Source organism: [Borrelia] turdi (assembly GCF_008828755.2).
In the GTDB taxonomy this organism is placed as follows: domain Bacteria; phylum Spirochaetota; class Spirochaetia; order Borreliales; family Borreliaceae; genus Borreliella; species Borreliella turdi.
The window spans coordinates 651,400-670,286 of the sequence record NZ_QBLM01000001.1 but is presented as its reverse complement, the minus strand read 5'-3'; the positions used below and the strand labels follow the sequence as shown (position 1 = coordinate 670,286).

The window sequence follows — 18,887 nt, the reverse complement described above, 5'->3', positions numbered from 1 at the left end:
AGGAGGTAATTTTTTGGTAACAGTCACTGTGGACAAAAATGAAAATCTTGAAAAAGCATTAAAACGTTTTAAAAGAATGATTGAAAAAGAGGCAATTATTCGCGAATGGAAAAGAAGAGAATATTATGAAAAACCATCCACAATACGAGTAAAAAAGGAAAAAGCTTTTAAAAGAAAACAAGCAAAAAAAGTAAGAAAATTAAAACAAAAAACTAATAGTAGATAGATAGCAAGAGATGTTCAAATGGATATCTCTTTACTTTTAAATTAAATTAATACCTCTCTTGGCTTTGATCCATTAACAGGGCCTACATACCCCATATCTTCCATAATTTCAATAATTCGAGCTGCTCTATTGTAGCCTATCTTTAACCTTCTTTGAAGATAAGATGCCGATGCCTTTTTTGTGGATTTAACAATCTCAAGAGCTTCATCAAACATTGGCTCATCAGAAGGTCCAAGAGCAACTAAATCTGGCTCTTTTGTACTATCAATAAATATTTCATCATCAATATAATTTGGAAAACCAAATTTTTTAACCTCTTCAACAAGCCTGTAAACTTCTTTTTCCTTTAAAAATCCACCTTGAATTCTTTGAGGAAAAGGATTTAAAGAACTAATATAAAGCATATCTCCCTTTCCTAAAAGCTTTTCAGCACCAGAAGATCCAAGAATTATTCTTGAATCCATAGAGCTGGCTACCATAAAAGAAATCCTTGAAGGAAAATTGGCTTTTATTACCCCCGTAATAACGTCAACTGAAGGTCTTTGGGTCGCAAGAACCAAATGAATTCCAACAGCTCTAGCCATTGCAGCAAGTCTAGAAATTAAATTTTCCAAATCTTTTCTTGCAGAAAGAATAAGATCTGCAAATTCATCAATAATTATTACAAGATATGGCAAGGTCATTAAATTCAAATTCTCATCTTTTATTTTTTTATTATAAGAAGAAATATCTCTTACCAATAAATTATCAAGAAGCACATACCTTCTCTCCATTTCATCAAGACACCATCTAAGAGCTTCTAAAGCTCTTTTTACATCTGTAATAACTGGAGTTAATAAATGAGGAATATCATTGAAAAGCTTAAGCTCAACTATTTTGGGATCTATCATAATTAATTTCACTTCATCTGGAGATTTCGAAAAAATAATTGAAGCAATTAAAGAATTCACACAAACTGATTTACCTGCCCCAGTTGCACCAGCTATTAATAGATGTGGAGAATTAACAAGGTCAAAAACAATATTTTCACCACTAATCTCCTTTCCAAGAGCAAAAGGAATTTTAAAATCACCTCTGAATTCCTTGCTGTCTATTATCTCTGAAATTAAAATAAACTCACGTCTTTTATTAGGAATTTCAATTCCTACAGCTTCTCTGCCTGGAATTGGAGCAATAATCCTAACCCTAATAGCTGCAAGCCTTAAAGCAATATTATCAGAAATAGAAGTAATCTTAGAAAGCTTAATTCCCTTATCTGGACGAATAGCATACATTGTCACAACAGGGCCTTTAATAATATCAATTAATTTAGCATTAATATTAAACTCTTTTAATGTCTCCTGGAGAATAATTGATTGCTTTTGAATTTCTTTATCATATTCAATATCTTCTACATCATTTTTAATTTCTTTCTGGTCAAACACTGAAATATTAATAACATAAGAATCACTTTTTTTATTCAAAACTACATTTTCATTATAAACATGAGGAATTGCAACCTGACTAATTATACCTTTAGTCCTTATCTCACTAGCCTTAACCTTTCCACTAATAATTAGCTTATTATCTTCAAGATTATCAAAATATTTATACTCACAAGACTCATCAATTTTATCTGCATTTAAAGCATTATCATTTAAAGTCTCTTCATTTTCAAAACTTGCTTCTTCGGAATCTAAGCTTTCAAAAACAGTTTTATCTAAATTAACATCAGAAGGTTTTTTATTATTTCTTAAAAAAGCACTAAATGACCATAAAGCTTGATATTCCTCATCATTAATAATATTCTTTTTCTCATCAAGAACTTGAGAATCTTTTAAATCCTCTATACAATCCCCATAAACTTTAATATCTTTTTTTACATCTAATGAATTTGAAAAGGGGAAATAACTTAATATGTTTTCAAACAAAATTTTAATCTTAAACTCTAAAAATTTAAAAGTATCTAAAATAAAATTAACATTTTTGAAAAAAACATAATTCAAGTAAATCCAAACAACAAATTCTAAAATTAAAAGAATAAAAATAAAAAAATTTCCAAGTATCGTACCAAAATTAATAAGAAAAATCTTAATAAAATAAGATTTTTCAACATTAGAATTAATTTTTATTAAAAATATTAAAGTAAAAAACAATATTACAGTATAATTCCAATTAAATATAAACCTTTTAGTAAAAATATGTTTTTTATACGCGTACCAATTAACAAGTGGATAAATTATTAAATAAAATGACAAGAATGAAAAAACATTAAGAAGTATTTGTCCTATTAGATTGAAAGCAAAAAATATAAATATATTATTCAAAGGGGTCAATGCTACAAAAAGAGAAAAAGAAATAACAGACAGCATAAAAAAAAACAAAAATTGAAAATACTGGTAAAAATCTTTCATATTCTATAAAAAATAACAAACTGTAATTGAAAGTACAAACAAATATATTGAAAAACAATATAGTTTTTTGTTATTAAGCATTTTAAAAAATAAATTTATTGAAAAAATGCCAACAACAAAAGCAACCAATGCTCCTAAGTTTATTTCAAAAAAATTTAAAACCATAAAAATATCATAAAATTCTTTATGTTTTAGCAAAATCGCTCCAAAAACTATTGGAATTAAAGACAAAAATGAAATTTCAAATGCACTTTTTCTATTAAACCCAAGAGCTACCGCAGAAAATATTGTAACTCCAGAACGAGATATTCCTGGAAGCGCACCTAAACCTTGCATTAGCCCCATAAAAATTCCTACTAACAAAATATTGCCTTTAAAATCAATTTTGAAAAAATTAAATTCCAGCATCAAGATTAAAATCCCTGTTATAATAAAATTAATTAAAATAAAAGGTAATGTAAACATTCTCTCGTATTTTGAAATAAAAGTTCCAACAACTCCGGTAACAATAGTTATTATTAATAATAGCAATATTAATTTTAAATTTGTTAAATCAGATTTATCAGTTTTTCTTAAAGAAAATCTAATAAAAGTTAAAAAAAGCTCTAAAATCCTTTGACGATAGTAAATAATAATTACTAAAACTGTTGCAAGGTGTAAATAAATATCAAATACTATTGGGAGCTTTAAATGCATAAAATGCCTAAAAAGCAATAAATGTCCCGAGCTAGATATTGGTAAAAACTCTGAAATGCCTTGAACAATACCTAAAATGATTGCTCTTAAAATATTTATCATTAACCGTTCCAATACTAATTTTTAGGAAATTCACCCATAATTTTAACTATTACTGAATCTATTCCCTTCTTTTCATACAAAGCATCATAAAACACCGAATAAACTAATATTTTTTTAATATAATTTCTAGTCTGACTAAAAGGAATTGCCTCAATAAAAAGCTCTTTTGATAAATGTCCATAGCTTTTTTCCCACTTTCTAACATTACCAATACCCCCATTGTAAGATGCAAGAGCCTTATAAAGGCTACCAGTTGTAGATATTCTTTTTTTTAAATAATATGTCCCAATTATTATATTATCTTTTGGAATCTTTAAATCATAATCAAAATACTTAAGTTCTTTAGAAATATCATTTGCTGTTGACGGCATAACCTGCATAAGACCAACAGCGCCGGGTTTTGAAACAGCATTTTTCTCAAAACTACTCTCCGCTTTTATTAAAGAAAATACAATACTAGCTTCAAGCCCACGCCTTTTAGCCCAATATTCTACCAAAGATCCATACAAATAAGGATAAAGCCTTTTATAATCATTTTCCATTAAAGCAGATTCATCTTGATTTACAAGATAATTAATCACAAGAGTTGCATCATAATAATTTTCACTCTTTAAAAGTTCATCGTATACTCTTCGATAAAAATCGAGTGAAAATTTGTATCCATTCCTAAAATCCTCAGAAATAAACTCCCTAACATAATGACAAAGATTAAATTTTAAAAACCCCTCCAAAAAAATCTCATAATCAGATTGCTCATATTTAACATCATGTCCACTTGTAAAAAATTCATCAATATTTTGATCTAATAAGTATCTACTCATAAATGAAGAATATGACCATTTGTCATAATTAACAGCAGAATGCAAAAGAATCTTATATTCTCCGCTTACATTAGGTTTAATTAATTTATGATATATAAGCCTTGCATTAATAAAGGCAAGCTTAGACAAAATAGAATCAGAAATAACTTTTTGAGCATTAGAATAAAGCTTGTAAAGGTTATAATAGTCTTCAAGCTGAATTGATTCTAAAATATACTCTTCTAAAATCTTAATAAAAGTAGAATTTTTTTTATCGCCCTCAGTATAAAACTTGGCTACACTTTCAGCAAAATAATCTCTTGCATTTTTAGTAAAAATTAAATTACTAAAAGCCGTATTAAGCAAAGCAAGCCTGTTAATCTCATTATTAAGATTCAAACCTTCAAGAGATTCTTTTAAAAGAAGAAGTCCTAAATTATTTTTTAGCCTAAGATTTAAAATACCTAAATAATAATTCTTATATTTGCTCCTTATTTTACTAAAAAATGTTAAAGCATCTGAAATTTTGCCAGAATTAATAAAAGCCTTATAAACATCTCCTAAAACAATGATATTGTCATAATAATTATTTAAACCATTTTTATTTAATATATTTATTGCGCTATTAAAATTGCCATTTGCCACTTCATACTTAAACTTAACAAGATTTAAAAAATTTGCACCAAAGTACTTAGACTTATTTTCAATAATAAAGTAATCATAAGCTCTTACATGTAAATAATTTGCAGGCAAGTTCTCAAAAAGTTTATTAAAATAAATTTTTGACTCACTTACATTAGAAAGATTAAGATAAAGAGCTGCTTTTAACAAAATATTTTCATTTTCCTGATAATCAGAAAATTTCATCTTATCGAGCTTATTTAAAAGACTAAGTGCCTTATCGTTTTTCTTTTGCCAATAAAGACTTTTGAAATATCCTAGTATAATGAATTTATTATTTTCGTATTTTTTATAAAGTTTCTCTCCAATCAATTCAGAAGAAAAATAATCTTTTATTGAATTAAAATATTCAATAAGTTTAATTCCAGCAAACTGAGATGCAATATTATCCCCATTAGCTATAGCCTTTTTCATATATTCTACAAACTTCTCTTCAAATCCTATTTTTTTAAACAAATAAGCAATATATATATAAGAACTTGGATCTATATTGAAATACTTATCAAAATTTTTTTTTGAATAATCAAAATTCCATAACCAATTCAAATTATTTAAATCAAACTCTTTTGAATGCATCTTAATAAAATCACTACCTGAAATTTCCTTTTTTACAAAGCAAGAAAATAAACTTAAAAATAAAAAAAGAAAAATAAAATTTTGAAATACAAAAGAATTTCTATTAAACATCTTGATCTTTTCCATATCTCTCAATTCTCTTTTTGCCAAATTCAAAGTAATATGAGACAAAATCTCTAGGCTTTAAAATTTTTGAAAAAACTAAAAACAAAGAAAAAAATATTAAAAGAAAAAGAGAAATAAGACTCAAATACAGCATAGGAGAATGAACTATTCCCTCACTTGAATTTAATTTAAAATTATTTTTCACAACATCATTCTCAAAATCTTCTCTAAGATCTAGCTCAACGTCTTCATCTGAAGTATCTATTAAATCTTTGTCAATATCTGCAATAATGTCTTCAACACTTAAATCATGCAAATCTTCTTCTGAAGAAGATTCTTCTAATTTTTGAAACCTAAAATTATCATCAAGATTTAAAGACTCCTCATCAATATATTCAACTTTTTTATTTTCTAAACTAAGCTCTTTAGAATCAAAATAGTTATCATTATTATCATCAAAACCTTCAAAATCTGACTCATCTAAATCGTTTGAATCAATTTTTTGATCTTCTCCAATTTTAAGATCTAAAGAATTAATAGCGGGCGTATTCGAATCAGAAACATCTTTTTTGACAAAATTATCTCTTTCTTCAAAATTCAAATCAAATTCAGAACCCAAATTTTCAACAGACAAATCATTACCAATTCCGCTTTTAAAATCATTTAAAAGACTACCCCCATTAGATCTTTTAAAAGTTGTTCGGTTAAAATCTAAAAGACTTAAATCAAACTTCGATTTATCTTGAATCCCATCAGATTCACTATATACATAGAGTATGTCATCCATAACTTTAAAATAAACATTTACACTCAAGCTTTCTTTTTTTAAATTATCCAAGAAAAAAGAACCTAATAAAAAAGAATCTGAAAAATCTTCATATTCACTAACATAAAAATTCAACTTAATACTAGTATCGCCTGCAATCTTGCCTAATATTATTCTCTTAACAGAACTATCATCTAAACTTAAAACCGAATAATACTCATTATTGGATAATTTTATTGCTAAAAACCCTTTCAAAAATTACAACCTCTTTGCTTTATTTTATTGAAACCAAGCTTATATAATAATTATAGTTATCATTATTATTATAACTATAATATAATATAAATAATGTGATGTTCAACTTACAAATTACTTTTATTTTAAGTAAATAACTTTTATTAAAAGTAGATATGATAATGCAAATTAATGAGATATTTTGAATTTAGGAGCAATACGAGTGTTGTCGCTATTTATAGTAATTTCTTCATTGATAGTGTTTATTTTAGTATTTTTATTTTTTAAAATAGCATTAAAGCTTACAATAGACAAAACTAAGGGAAAAATCAAAAAAGATGGCGAGAGAACACGAAAATTAATAGAAAGAGCAATTTCTCTATTAAAAACAAATCCAAACGAAATAGGTGCCCTTGAAATTTTAAATAATTACTACTATAAAAATGAAGACTATGAGAATGGTATAAAATATGCAAAAAAATTATGCCAATTAATAGAGGACAACCCAATAAGCCAAGAAATAAATACATTTAAAGCTTTTTTAAGCTATGGGTTTTATAATCTTAAAAGAAATTTTAACAGAGAAGCCTTAGAATTTTTAAAAAAAGCTTACCTTATTAAAAAAACAGATGAGGATGCAAATTATTATCTTGGTATAGCATTCTTAAAAAACGAAATGTACAAAGAAGCTCTATACTATCTTACAAAAGTATACAAATTTAATAAAAATAATAAAGACATCCTAAAACACATAGGAATAACTTTATTTAAACTAGAAAGCTATAGAAAAGCTATTGGAATATTTAATAATATAAAAAAACACATACAAGGTGACACTGACGCTCTTTTAGCATATGCTAAGTCTTTGTCAAAAATGAATCAAGATCATCTAGCACTAGAGATTGCAAACAAAATAAAACAAAAAGACGGAATGATTTATGAGGCTTTATTAATTACATCTGAGATTCATTCAAAAAATAAAGACTTAGAAAAATTAGAACAAAATATTAAAGAAATAATAAAAGTAAAACCTGACTTGCCTAAAAAGATTTTCCTTGAATTATTTTATAATCTTGGAGAACTCCAAATCTCTGTTGAAAATTATCAAAAAGCTACAGAAGCTTTTACCAAGGTTGAAGATATTGATCCAAATTACAAAAAAATTAAAGAAAAATTAGAATTTAGTAAAAGATTAAATGAAAACATAGCACTAAGAATATATTTGCGCAGTTCAAAAGAAAATTTTGTAAAAATAGCAAATGAAATTATTTTAAAACTATATTTAAATAAATTTCAAATAAGAGATTCTAAAATAAACGAAATAACATCGCAATTTATTGATATGAACTTTCACTTAGCTAACAATCAATGGGAAGAAAATTTAATAGTACGCTTTGTAAGAACTGAACAAGATACTTTTGGTGAATTATTCTTAAAAGATTTCATTTCAAAAATAAAAGAAAATAAAATAAAAGGACTATGCATTGCTCCATCAAAATTCTCTTTAAAAGCTAAACAAATGATTGAAGGAAGGCTTATTGATCTAGTAGAAGGCAAAAAACTAACTCAAATACTTAAAAAAATTAACATATCTAAATACACATGAAAAACTTACCTTAAATATTTCATAGGATTTTCAGTTTTACCATTTTTAAAAATGGTAAAATGCAAGTGATTGCCTGTACTATAGCCAGTACTTCCCATATAGCCTATTACCGCTCCCCTTGAAACTTTTTCCCCAACTTTAACAGCAAAAGAATTTAAATGCGCATATAAAGTTTGGAATCCATTACTATGAGAAATAACAACATATTTCCCATACCCTCCCGCATTAAATCCAACAGTTACTACAATGCCTTCTCTTGAGGCTTTAATGGGAGTATTGGCTAAATTTGCAATATCTATTCCATTGTGAAAACTAATAACTCTTGTAAACGGATCTGGTCGATAACCATACCCTGAAGTAATAACGCCTTGTACAGGATAAATAAAAGTTTCTCCTAATACCTCTTTTAAAAAATCTTTAGGCAATCTTCCTCCAGGAATAAACAATTTTTGTCCTAAAAACAAAACTTCATTATCAAGATTATTAGAATCTAAAATATCCACCTTGGGAACGTTATAAGCACTAGCTATAGACGAAATAGAGTCATTTTTTTTAACAACATAAACAATTCCTTTCATATTAGGAACTTTAATAACTGAATTTGGCTTAATACTTCTTACATCTTTAATTTCATTAAAAGAAATTAAAGTTTCACTAGTTATTTGATATCTAGCTGCAACATGAGAAAGCGTTTCTCCAGGCTTAATTTTATGTTCAAATACCTTTAATACAAAATTTTTTTTAAATTCAGGAGTATTTGCAGAAACATTAGATTCAAGTAAATAACTGCTAATTTGAGCTATATCTTGATCACCATAATATAAAAATGTATCAATAAAATAATCCTTGGGAAAAGTGAGTCTATTTAAAAAAATATATGAACCGTAGTAAGAAAAAATATTAATATAAAATATTAATATAAAAATAAAGATTATTGCATTAAGCTTAAAAGCAAGCTTATAATCAAATTTTACGCTAAAAATGTCAAAAACTTTCCCTCTCAAGCTATGATAATAATATTTATATTCATAATGATTAATATTTTGTATTTTAAGCTTATGGAAAAAGAAAGAAACTTTTTTAAAAAAATTTTCAAGTTTAAAAACTTTTTTTTTTCTTTTGCCAATATTTCTAATATTGGCAAAATCTTTTAATTCAAAATTAACATTTTTTTTACTATTGAATAAAAAATTTTTTTTACGTTTTCCTACCCTTTGTTTTTTTTTTGGTATAATCATAATATGCTATTTCATTATACAATAAAAAATTGCATTTTAATGCAAGCATAGTTTAAAAGTTATGAGAATATTTAAAGCTTACAAGTGCGAATTAGCATCAATTTTAGCCGCTTCTTTATTTTTAATAAGCTTAGTAAAGTTGTTCTTGTCATTTTATATAGTAAAAGGAGAATCAATGGTCCCAACAATATTTGAAAAAAATTGGATTGTAAGTCATAAATTTGCATATGGACTTAGAATCCAAAATCACCAAAAATACCTTTTATTATGGAAAAACCCTAAAAAAAATGAAATGGTACTCATTAAAGATCCCATAACTAACAAAATTGCTATCAAAAAAATTTTTGCAATTCCAGGAGATAAATTTAAACAAATAGAAAAAAATAAAATATGCATAAATTCCTTAAACTTTAAAATAGATGAAAACATTTTAAAAAAAAATACTGAAAAAATTCCTGATAATCACTATTTAGTTATAGGAGAAAATAAAAAGACTTCATTAGACTCAAGAGATTACGGATTCATAAAAATTGACAACATATTGGGGAAAATAATTTATTACTTTTAAAAAATTATCCCCTTAAACCCTTAATCAATAATGCTTGTAAAAGTATTTGAAAGGCTTTCTTTTGCTACATCGTCAGATGAGCTTGTAATTTTTATTTCAATAAAATTAGAAGAATTTGTCTCCAAATCTTTAGCATTAACACTCAAAATACCACTTTCATTTAAAGTAAAGAGTACCTCTATTTTAGGAATTCCTTTTAAAGCTTTTTGAATATTGCCAAAGGAAAACCTACCTATAGAGTAATTCAAAGAAGCTTTTTTATATTCACCTTGAAGTATATGAATCTCAATTTCATCTTGATAATCATTGGTAGTTGTAAATAGCTTACTCCTAGAAATCGGTAATGGAGTATTTCTCTCTATTAAAGTAAAAAATTCATTATCCCTTATCTCAAGTCCAAGAGAATAAGGAGTCACATCTTTAAACTTAATAACAGAAGCATTTCTAGAAAGGCTAAAAGCATGAATACCCGCACCAATAGCTACAACTTCATCTTGATTTAAGGCATCTAAAATCGAAACAGAAGGAAAGGATTCCTTTAAAACTTTTTGAATCAGAGGAATTCTTGTTGAACCGCCAGAAAGTATGATCTTCGAAACACTATTAATATCAACTCCAGAATCAGCAATACATTCCATAGACAATTGAATAGTTTTATCAACATATTCTCTTATCATTAAATTAAATTCATTCCTTTTAAGTTTATAATTTAAATGATTACCATCAATGAAAAGCAAAGCAATGTCAACCTCTTCCATAACAGATAAATTTTTTTTACCCTCTTCAATTCGTTCTCTTAGCTGTTCAAGAAGAAAAATATCTTCTAAATTAAAATCAGGATATTCATTTTTAAAGCTATTTAAAATATGACTTTCGATGACTTTATTAAAATCATTACCTCCAAGTCGGCTTTGTCCTTTAACTGAAAGAACAGTATAAGTATCGCCTTGTTTTTCCATAAGAGTTACATCAAAAGTCCCGCCTCCAAGATCATAAATAAGAAAAATTCCATCAATCTGTCTTTCAAAAGCATAAGCAATAGCAGCTGCAGTTGGTTCATTAAGTATAGCTTTGCAATTCAAACCAGCAACATTTGCAGCTTCAACAACACCTCTTCTTTGAATCTCAGAAAAATATGCAGGAACTGTTATTACAGCATTTTCAATCTCTTCATCTAAAAATTTTTCAGCATTCTTTTTAACACTAGAAAGCAAATGTGCTGAAATATATTCTGCTCTATAAAATTCACCGTCTACTTTATAAAAAGTATTAGAACCTATATTGGTCTTAAAATTATAGAATGTTTTTTGAGGATTAACTAATATTTGATTTTTAGCAGAACTTCCAACAAGAACATCCTTATCTAAGAAAGAAACAATAGAAGGGGTCATTCGCTCACCCCTTTCATTTAATATTATCTTAGAACTAACATCAAAATATGATGCTACAGTATTCGTGGTTCCAAGATCAATACCTATCCATTTTTTCATGAATGCCTCCCCTATGTATTGAAATAATTAACTCAACCTCACCTAGATCTAACTTAAACTTTTTAGCAATAGCTTCAAAAGACATACCTTGTTCATGGAGCAAAATAATCTGATTGCGAACATTATAACTTTCTTTTATTATATTCTTTTCAATAGTAGGCATAGAATAATCCAAATTGCTTTTATAAATTCCATCATTCTTAGATCCAAAATTAGAAGAACTACTCCCAGGAATAGAACTGCTGTTAAACCCTAATAATCTCTGATCAAGAATTTCAATTCGCTCATCAACCTCTTTAATAATTCTATTTAAACTTTCAATTTTTATTTCAATAATATTTATATTTCTATCCGTAGCTTGATTAATTTCAATAATTGTTTTATCCACTTCACTTTTAAACTTCTTAAGTATGATATTAGATTTTATTTTCAAATTAATATACACATGAAAATATATAAAAATAAATATAATTAAAATAAGATAAAAAACAATAAACATATAAAAGTCCTAAAAAATTTTATCTCTTAATATTAACATTTTTACCAATTTTAGGATCTTCAAATTTACCAGAATATAAACCAAGCATTACCTGCTCTTCATTCTTGTTTTTTTTAACTGGAAATGAAAGCAAAAAATTATCCTCAACTTTACTAACTGAACATACATTACTAACCTCAGAATCAGTATGATAATCTCTTAAAAATTTAAATCTAGCATTTTGATTAATTTGTAATCTTTTGCGCTTTTTATCTTCGCTTAAAAGTTGATTAGCCTTAAAAGAACTAACAACAGACATTTTAAAAACTTCAAATGTATCCATATTCAAATCCTTATATTAAAGACCATTCACCTAGACTTAAAAGGAATATAGGTCATAACTTTAATATAATTATCATCTTCTACAAAAGTAACATTGCTGTAATCTTTTGAAAGCTCATAAAAAGCATTCTTAATATAAAGCTTAACACCTGAGCAAGCTATATTTTCAACAGAAACTTTCCCCTCTATCTTAGTATTTTCAAGCTCATTTTGCAAATCAATTCGCTTAGCCTCTATCATTTTTATTTCCATTCTAAGAATTTTACTCTCATTAACAAATTCATTGTAATTATCAATCTTTAAGGATTTCTCTGACTTATCTGTAATGAGCACAATGCTCTTTTTTAAAGCAACAATATCTTTGGTTAAAACCTCTAATCGCTTTTCAATCTTTTCAAGATGACTAGTAAACCTGGTTAGTAAATTTTTAATTTCAGGATCATAACCAACATCAATGCAAGTTTCACAACTTCTATCAGAACCTATAGAATAAGCTCTAACCTCTTCTTTAGCATAAACATTAGACCCAACTATTTTTGATTTTTTGCCGATGCAAAGAACTCTCTTTTTAGAAAAAACTGAAGAATTTACAATGCCTCTTAAAACCTCAACTTCCCCACCACAATTTAAAGTAACATTTTCTAAAAACTTAGCCCTAATATTGCCCCGTGCATAAATCTTAGAATCACCCTTACCATTCACACCGCTATGTAAAATAATAGATCCATCTGTTTTTAAATTGCACCGACCTACTAATCCTTTCACTTCTATTCCACTTTTGGCCATAATATTGTATCCATCTAAAACACTACCTTGAACAAGAACCATTCCATTATTTACTATATCTCCAGTAGCAGGCCCAACATCGCCCTTTACTAAATAAATATTATGAACAGATATCACACCATCTGAAACAGACATATACCCATTGCATTTTGCACGAATTTTATAACCATCTCTAAAAGTATTTTCACCTAAAATAAAATTAATGTCCTGTCCGCTCTCTGATTTTAACACTTTACCAAAAACGGTATAACCATCTATACCTTTCCCAAAAGGGATAATTCTAGCCAACTCCTCACCTTCAACAACATTCCTAAATCCTATGCTTGAAACTTCATATTCACCAAATCTATTGTTTTCATCAACAATAAAATCAATATAAGAATCCCTGCCCTTTACTGGCTCTAGCCCCCTTGCAAGTTCAATAGGCTCACCATATACAGGATAATCCACAAATTTTGCCACTTTATCCTTAAGTATTGCAATATCTATTACTCCATATTTTTTAAGGATATTGAAAATATCTTGTGCAAAAATTTCAGCACCATTAATTCCAGGCGCGGTAAATTCAATAGTAACTGACATTGAATTTTCTGATATTTGAACCATCATAGTGACATTTTCAGAAGGGTCTGATTCAAAATCAGCAATTTTTTCATAATATCCACTAGCATTCTCAACTATACCTTTTACAATGTCTTTATTGAACTTTTCAATATTGCCATGTAATTCTAATTTAGAAAAAACATCTTGATACTTAATAGGAATTCCTTGTCCCTTGGATGGTATAACCTTTAGAAATACGCCTTTAGAAGATTTTCTTATAAAAAATTCACCATCAGATGAAATCGTTTTTTCTTCTCCTAAATCATTTTTCGAATCAAAAGAGACTTTCGGCTTGCTAGAAGAATTCCTATAGGCAACTATTTTCCATTTTTTTCTTCCATATCCCAATATGCCATTGCTACCTTTTAATAAAATCTCATAGTCTAATTCTTTATAAGGCACTGAAAGCTCTAAAGAAGCATTATTTAAAGCTTCTTCAAGAGTATCTGCTTCTATTTCCATCAAATCAACATAACTTTCTCTTTCCAAATAAGATCGCATCTTATCACAAAGTTCAGAAAAATTTATAGCCCTGTCCTCCATATTCATTCCTTCTTGCTCATTAAAGTTTTAATAGCATCTGCAACAACTTTTGGATCATTATCTTCAATAAATGACATTTTTTTACCACTATTCTCGCTCATGTCTTCAATCTCAAATTTATACTTTTTGACCTCTTCTATAAAATCCACACTACTACTGTTATTTTGAGAGTTCTCATAAAAAGAATTTTTATTTTGAAAATCAAGATTTTCGTTAAAATTATTATAAACCCTCTTATCATCTTGAGATTTATTTTCCATATCACTAGACAATTCTGTATAAAAAAGATTCGATAAATATTTTTTATAGATAAACTCAATTAAAAGTCCAATAACAAAAAAAAATGCAAACTGAAAAAAAGATCTCACCAAGATTGTAAAAAATGGTAAGCTACAAAATAAACCCAAAACTACTGAAATAAAAAATGCTAAAACACTAGCCAATAAAATATACTTTAATTCCCTATTTACAAACATAATGCCGCCCTATTCCACACCAAAAAATCTTAATATAAAGCCTATAACACCCCTTCTTTTTCTACCATCTAGAGAAACCTCCTCAAGAGTGGCAACAATAGAATCAAGACAATAACTAGCTTTACTGTTTGGGTTTACTAAAACAAAAGGCTTTTGCTTAAAAACAGAGCTTCTAATGTTTTGATCCTCGTAAATATACCCCAAATAATCAATATTTAAATTTAAAAATTGTCCTGAAATATCTATAACCTTTTTGGCAACCCCCTTAGCCTCGCTAACATTGGATACTCTATTGACAATAAGTCTTAAATTTTTTAAATTTTCCATTTTATAAGACAAAACCTTTATTATTCCATAAGCATCGGTAATAGAAGTGGGCTCTGGAGTAGTAACAATAACAACATCATCACTAGAAAGCAAAAATGAAATAACTTGCCTTGAAATCCCAGCACTAGTGTCTATTACAACTATATCATATTCATATATTTTTAATAATTCTTTTATAAATTTATTAACATCAACATCAGAAAGATCTAAAAGCTCCATCGTACCAGAAGCGCCAGCTAAAAGATCAATATTGTACTCTGTCTTTGTTATAACTTCTCTAATGTCACGACTTTGAGCAATCATATGATATATACTATACTTAGGAATAACTCCAAGTAAAATATTAACATTGGCCATTCCAATGTCAGCATCAAGTATTAATACCTTTTTGCCAAGCTCAGAATATTTAAGAGCAAGTCCAATTGCAATATTGCTTTTTCCAACACCGCCTTTACCGCTACTAACAGCAATAAATCTTGTTTTACTGTTTTGAACTTTCTCATCAACTGAGAAATTAAATTTACCATTTAATCTCATCATATCTCTTAAACTTTGAGCTTGATCTTCCATTATAACTTTCCTTAATAATAAGATTTACTTTTTATCTTCTTAATAAACTCTGCATCATCGCTTATTCTGTAACCATTTATTCTTCTAATAAAAGTAAGTGGTTCTGCAACGCTAATATTATGAGGAACAATTTGCCCATCTGTAACATAAGAAACTACTTTCTTAGTTTCATAAATCAAACTTATCAAATTTCCAACACAAGTGGTTTCATCCACTTTGGTAAAAATCACAGTTTTATAATTAAAAGGAGAGAATTGATGAAATATTTCTTTAACATCTGATGTTTTTGTAGTAGAGCTCACAGCCAAATGAAATTCAGCATCTCTTCCACAAGCATTAAGAAGCTCTTTCATCTCAGCAAGCTTCATAAAATCTTTAGGACTTTTACCAATTGTATCAACAAGTATAAGATCGAAATCCTTTGAATCGGTAATTTCATCTTTTAAATCCTTAAAAGACTCAATTGCTCTAACTGGAATCCCCATAATATCACCATACGTTTGAATTTGTTTTTTAGCCCCAATACGATAATTATCAATAGTAATAATCTTAATATTCAAACTCTTAGATTCTCCATTAATACCATAAATTGCTGCAAGTTTTGCAATTGTGGTAGTTTTTCCAACACCTGTTGGACCAACCAAAATAAAAACCCTTTTTTTAAGATCATCAATAATAGATCCAGAACATTTAATTGTTTTTGCAATATATAAAACAACGTCCTCTCTAACTCTCTCATAATCATCAAGATCTGACAAGCTGAATTCTCTCTTAATAAACTCATTAATGTCTTTAATATAGTTTTCAGAAAAATCATTTTCTCTTAAAATATCTTCAATTTTTGTAATTGTTGGATGATTAATATTTTCTTTTTTATTAGCAAGTTCTGTTTTAAGAGATTTAACTTCTTTTAAAACATCTTCAATTGAAGAATTTTCTTCTCTTTTAATGCTTTGAAGGATCTTTCGCTTTTCATCTTCAACATTAATCTGTTGATTACCAATGTCATATCTAACATAACCTGAAACTTCAACCCAATCTTTGCTAAATAAACCTAAAATCCCTCCATGAGGAATAGTTTTATAGGTCATAACCCTAGCATTCTTACCATATTTTTTCTTAATTATTTCTATAACTTCATTATAAGTTGGACCTTTCTCTGTAAAATATTGAACCATAATCCTACTCTTCAACCTCTACTGTTTTAAGAACATTAACTTTAATATTTTGGGGAACCTCTAAAACAGACATAACAACAAGCTCTGGAATCTCCCTGCTTGTTATCACCTTTATTATAGGTCTTGACGATTCGCTTGAGAGAACAACTGGATAAAATCCTTCTGCTTGAACCTCGTTTACAATTTTGAAAAGTTCATAAATAAATTTAGCTTTTAAATTAGGATCAATTGAACTTATAAGATCGTGATTAGATTCTACACGAGAATCAATTATTATTTGTTCAAAACTAGGGTTTAAAGTTATTACATTAAGCTCAGAATTTAAGTCTAAATACCCGCTAGTTATTTGCCTTCCAACTGATTGTCTACATTTTTCAATTAAGAAAAATATATCCTTAGTGATACTTGTAAAATCTGCAATTGTTTCAAAAATTGTAACCAAATTTCGAATTGAAACCTGCTCTTTTAAAAGTCCCTGTAAAACCCTTTGAATCTCGCCAACTGAAAAATTCTTAAGAACCTCTTCAACAATAGCTCCATAATCTTTTTTAAAAACATCAAGAGTATTTTGAACATCTTGACGAGTCAAAATTTCGTAAGAATGTCTTTTAATAAGCTCTGTCATATGGGTAGCAATAATCGAGGGGGGATCTACAACAGTATATCCCAATTTTTCAGCGGTTTCTCGCCCATCATCATTTACCCAAAGAGAAGGAAGTCCAAATGAAGGATCTTTAACAAGATCCCCATCTATTCCAGAATCAATTCCAACATTTATCACTAAAAATTTACCAAGCTTAATCTCACCCCGCCCAACTTCAACTCCTCTTAGTTTAAAAGAATAAGTATTAGGCTGAAGTCGCATATTGTCAACTATCCTAATCTTAGGAACAACTATTCCAAATTCAAATGCAATCTCGCGCCTTATCTTAACAATACGATCAAGTAGTTCAGAGGTTTTTGTATCATCAACTATTGGAACAAGATTATACCCAATCTCAAGAGCCAATGGATCAAGAGGAACAACAGGCGCAACATCTTTATCTGAATAAATTGCTGCTTGCTCTTCTTCTAGTTTTATTTTTTCAGCAATTTCTTCTTTACGCCTCATTCCTGAAAGAGAATAAGCTAAAAATGCAATCAGCAAACTTAAAAAAATAAGAATTAAGGTTGGAAATCCAGGAAGAAAAGCTAAAAAAAACAAAAACCCAGAAACAATCCAATAAATTCCTAAATGATTTGTGAATTGCTCAAAAATCTCGCCACCAAAACTATTTTTTGAAATTGACCTGGTAACAATCAAGCCTGTAGCCGTTGAAATTAAAAGAGCCGGCAATTGAGACACAAGACCATCGCCAACTGTTAATGAAACATAATTATTAAGAGCTTCATTAAAGTTAAGACCTTGTAAAGTTATTCCTACCAATAAACCACCAAGAATATTTATAAGAGTTATTAAAAATCCAACCTTAACGTTTCCTGATACAAATTTAGAAGCTCCATCCATTGCGCCATAAAAATTGACTTCAGATTGTAAATCGTTTTTTTGCCTTGTAGCCTCTTCTTCTGTCAAATTTCCAGAACTATAAGCAGAATCAATAGCCATTTGCTTTCCGGGAAGCGCATCAAGAGCAAATCGAGCTGCAACTTCAGCTACCCTTGTCGCTCCTTTGGTAATTACAATAAATTGAACAGCAATAATTATTATAAATATTATAAATCCAACAACAAGTCCTTGAGTTCCAGAACTACCTACAACAAATGTACCAAATGTTCTTATCATTTGCCCATCAAAATTTATACCTTTAGTTAAAATTAATCTCGTAGAAGAAATATTAAGAACAAGCCCAAAAATAGTCATCACAAGCAATAATGTGGGAAAAACAGAAAAATCTAGAGATCTCTTAGAATAAAGAACAATTAAAATAATTAAAAGACTTATTACTAAATTAATCGTAATCAAAACATCTAAAATAACCGCCGGAAGGGGTAAGATAAATCCAGCAACAATAAATATTAACCCAATCGAAATTATTAAATCAGACTTATTATTAAGTCCTAAATATCCTAATATAGAATTTTTTGTAGCATCCAAAAATAGAA

Annotated in this window: 16 protein-coding genes; 3 read left to right on the top strand and 13 right to left on the bottom strand. The window is 28.0% G+C overall.

Going from position 1 to position 18,887, the window contains the following annotated elements; all coding sequences use genetic code 11:
• The first annotated feature begins 13 nt into the window (after window positions 1–13).
• Window positions 14–226: a 30S ribosomal protein S21 gene (rpsU, locus tag DB318_RS03140; protein ID WP_151059928.1), complete on the top strand. Its 213-nt coding sequence runs from the start codon at window positions 14–16 to the stop codon at window positions 224–226.
• Window positions 227–267: 41 nt separating this feature from the next.
• Here the strand turns inward: rpsU and DB318_RS03135 are convergent, their stop codons facing one another.
• From DB318_RS03135 to DB318_RS03120, 4 genes are read right to left on the bottom strand one after another with little or no spacing between them, the layout of a single operon-like run.
• Window positions 268–2,619 carry a DNA translocase FtsK gene (locus tag DB318_RS03135; protein WP_151074282.1) on the bottom strand — a complete coding sequence of 784 codons (2,352 nt, stop codon included), beginning with the start codon at window positions 2,617–2,619 and terminating at the stop codon, window positions 268–270.
• A 3-nt stretch (window positions 2,620–2,622) separates the two neighbouring features.
• Window positions 2,623–3,417 carry an undecaprenyl-diphosphate phosphatase gene (locus tag DB318_RS03130; RefSeq protein WP_151074281.1) on the bottom strand — a complete coding sequence of 265 codons (795 nt, stop codon included), beginning with the start codon at window positions 3,415–3,417 and terminating at the stop codon, window positions 2,623–2,625.
• A 14-nt stretch (window positions 3,418–3,431) separates the two neighbouring features.
• Complete coding sequence (locus tag DB318_RS03125; RefSeq protein ID WP_151060484.1) at window positions 3,432–5,585, bottom strand: flagellar assembly lytic transglycosylase; 2,154 nt, start codon at window positions 5,583–5,585, stop codon at window positions 3,432–3,434.
• Complete coding sequence (locus DB318_RS03120; protein ID WP_151073448.1) at window positions 5,578–6,600, bottom strand: hypothetical protein; 1,023 nt, start codon at window positions 6,598–6,600, stop codon at window positions 5,578–5,580. The genes DB318_RS03125 and DB318_RS03120 overlap by 8 nt, the downstream gene beginning before the upstream one ends.
• A gap of 202 nt (window positions 6,601–6,802) precedes the next feature.
• Here DB318_RS03120 and DB318_RS03115 point away from each other — a divergent pair, with 202 nt between their 5' ends.
• On the top strand, window positions 6,803–8,185 hold the full coding sequence (locus tag DB318_RS03115; RefSeq protein ID WP_172964363.1) for a tetratricopeptide repeat protein: 1,383 nt from the start codon (window positions 6,803–6,805) through the stop codon (window positions 8,183–8,185).
• Between the two features lie 5 nt (window positions 8,186–8,190).
• Here DB318_RS03115 and DB318_RS03110 read toward each other — a convergent pair whose 3' ends face one another.
• Window positions 8,191–9,423: a M23 family metallopeptidase gene (locus DB318_RS03110; protein WP_151059932.1), complete on the bottom strand. Its 1,233-nt coding sequence runs from the start codon at window positions 9,421–9,423 to the stop codon at window positions 8,191–8,193.
• A gap of 61 nt (window positions 9,424–9,484) precedes the next feature.
• Between DB318_RS03110 and lepB the strand changes: the two genes are divergently transcribed.
• The gene (gene lepB, locus DB318_RS03105) at window positions 9,485–9,991 is read left to right on the top strand and encodes a signal peptidase I (protein ID WP_151073449.1); all 507 of its coding nucleotides are present in this window, start codon (window positions 9,485–9,487) and stop codon (window positions 9,989–9,991) included.
• 20 nt (window positions 9,992–10,011) lie between these two features.
• Here lepB and DB318_RS03100 read toward each other — a convergent pair whose 3' ends face one another.
• Genes DB318_RS03100 through flhA form a run of 8 tightly spaced genes read right to left on the bottom strand, consistent with a single transcriptional unit; the run spans window position 10,012 to window position 18,879 of the window.
• The gene (locus DB318_RS03100) at window positions 10,012–11,481 is read right to left on the bottom strand and encodes an Hsp70 family protein (protein ID WP_151059934.1); all 1,470 of its coding nucleotides are present in this window, start codon (window positions 11,479–11,481) and stop codon (window positions 10,012–10,014) included.
• Window positions 11,459–11,980, bottom strand: a complete 522-nt coding sequence (locus DB318_RS03095) for a DUF6115 domain-containing protein (RefSeq protein ID WP_151059935.1) — start codon at window positions 11,978–11,980, stop codon at window positions 11,459–11,461. The genes DB318_RS03100 and DB318_RS03095 overlap by 23 nt, the downstream gene beginning before the upstream one ends.
• Before the next feature lie 19 nt (window positions 11,981–11,999).
• Window positions 12,000–12,302: a hypothetical protein gene (locus DB318_RS03090; protein ID WP_151059936.1), complete on the bottom strand. Its 303-nt coding sequence runs from the start codon at window positions 12,300–12,302 to the stop codon at window positions 12,000–12,002.
• A gap of 26 nt (window positions 12,303–12,328) precedes the next feature.
• Window positions 12,329–14,233 (bottom strand): FapA family protein, encoded by a 1,905-nt coding sequence (locus DB318_RS03085; RefSeq protein ID WP_151074280.1) that lies wholly within the window; start codon window positions 14,231–14,233, stop codon window positions 12,329–12,331.
• A 2-nt stretch (window positions 14,234–14,235) separates the two neighbouring features.
• Window positions 14,236–14,709, bottom strand: coding sequence for a hypothetical protein (locus tag DB318_RS03080; protein WP_151074279.1), 474 nt, complete (start codon window positions 14,707–14,709; stop codon window positions 14,236–14,238).
• A 9-nt stretch (window positions 14,710–14,718) separates the two neighbouring features.
• Complete coding sequence (locus DB318_RS03075) at window positions 14,719–15,606, bottom strand: MinD/ParA family protein (protein WP_151059939.1); 888 nt, start codon at window positions 15,604–15,606, stop codon at window positions 14,719–14,721.
• An 11-nt stretch (window positions 15,607–15,617) separates the two neighbouring features.
• On the bottom strand, window positions 15,618–16,784 hold the full coding sequence (flhF, locus tag DB318_RS03070) for a flagellar biosynthesis GTPase FlhF (RefSeq protein ID WP_151059940.1): 1,167 nt from the start codon (window positions 16,782–16,784) through the stop codon (window positions 15,618–15,620).
• A 4-nt stretch (window positions 16,785–16,788) separates the two neighbouring features.
• A complete protein-coding gene (gene flhA, locus DB318_RS03065; protein ID WP_151059941.1) occupies window positions 16,789–18,879 on the bottom strand; it encodes a flagellar biosynthesis protein FlhA in 2,091 nt (696 codons plus the stop codon).
• Between the last annotated feature and the right edge of the window lie 8 nt (window positions 18,880–18,887).

Coding starts and splice junctions, on each gene's coding strand:
- DB318_RS03085 (WP_151074280.1), bottom strand. CDS start 14,233: ATGGAGGACAGGGCTATAAATTTTTCTGAACTTTGTGATAAGATGCGA.
- DB318_RS03090 (WP_151059936.1), bottom strand. CDS start 12,302: ATGGATACATTTGAAGTTTTTAAAATGTCTGTTGTTAGTTCTTTTAAG.
- DB318_RS03095 (WP_151059935.1), bottom strand. CDS start 11,980: ATGTTTATTGTTTTTTATCTTATTTTAATTATATTTATTTTTATATAT.
- DB318_RS03075 (WP_151059939.1), bottom strand. CDS start 15,606: ATGGAAGATCAAGCTCAAAGTTTAAGAGATATGATGAGATTAAATGGT.
- DB318_RS03100 (WP_151059934.1), bottom strand. CDS start 11,481: ATGAAAAAATGGATAGGTATTGATCTTGGAACCACGAATACTGTAGCA.
- DB318_RS03135 (WP_151074282.1), bottom strand. CDS start 2,619: ATGAAAGATTTTTACCAGTATTTTCAATTTTTGTTTTTTTTTATGCTG.
- lepB (WP_151073449.1), top strand. CDS start 9,485: ATGAGAATATTTAAAGCTTACAAGTGCGAATTAGCATCAATTTTAGCC.
- DB318_RS03130 (WP_151074281.1), bottom strand. CDS start 3,417: ATGATAAATATTTTAAGAGCAATCATTTTAGGTATTGTTCAAGGCATT.
- flhF (WP_151059940.1), bottom strand. CDS start 16,784: ATGGTTCAATATTTTACAGAGAAAGGTCCAACTTATAATGAAGTTATA.
- DB318_RS03125 (WP_151060484.1), bottom strand. CDS start 5,585: ATGTTTAATAGAAATTCTTTTGTATTTCAAAATTTTATTTTTCTTTTT.
- DB318_RS03080 (WP_151074279.1), bottom strand. CDS start 14,709: ATGTTTGTAAATAGGGAATTAAAGTATATTTTATTGGCTAGTGTTTTA.
- DB318_RS03110 (WP_151059932.1), bottom strand. CDS start 9,423: ATGATTATACCAAAAAAAAAACAAAGGGTAGGAAAACGTAAAAAAAAT.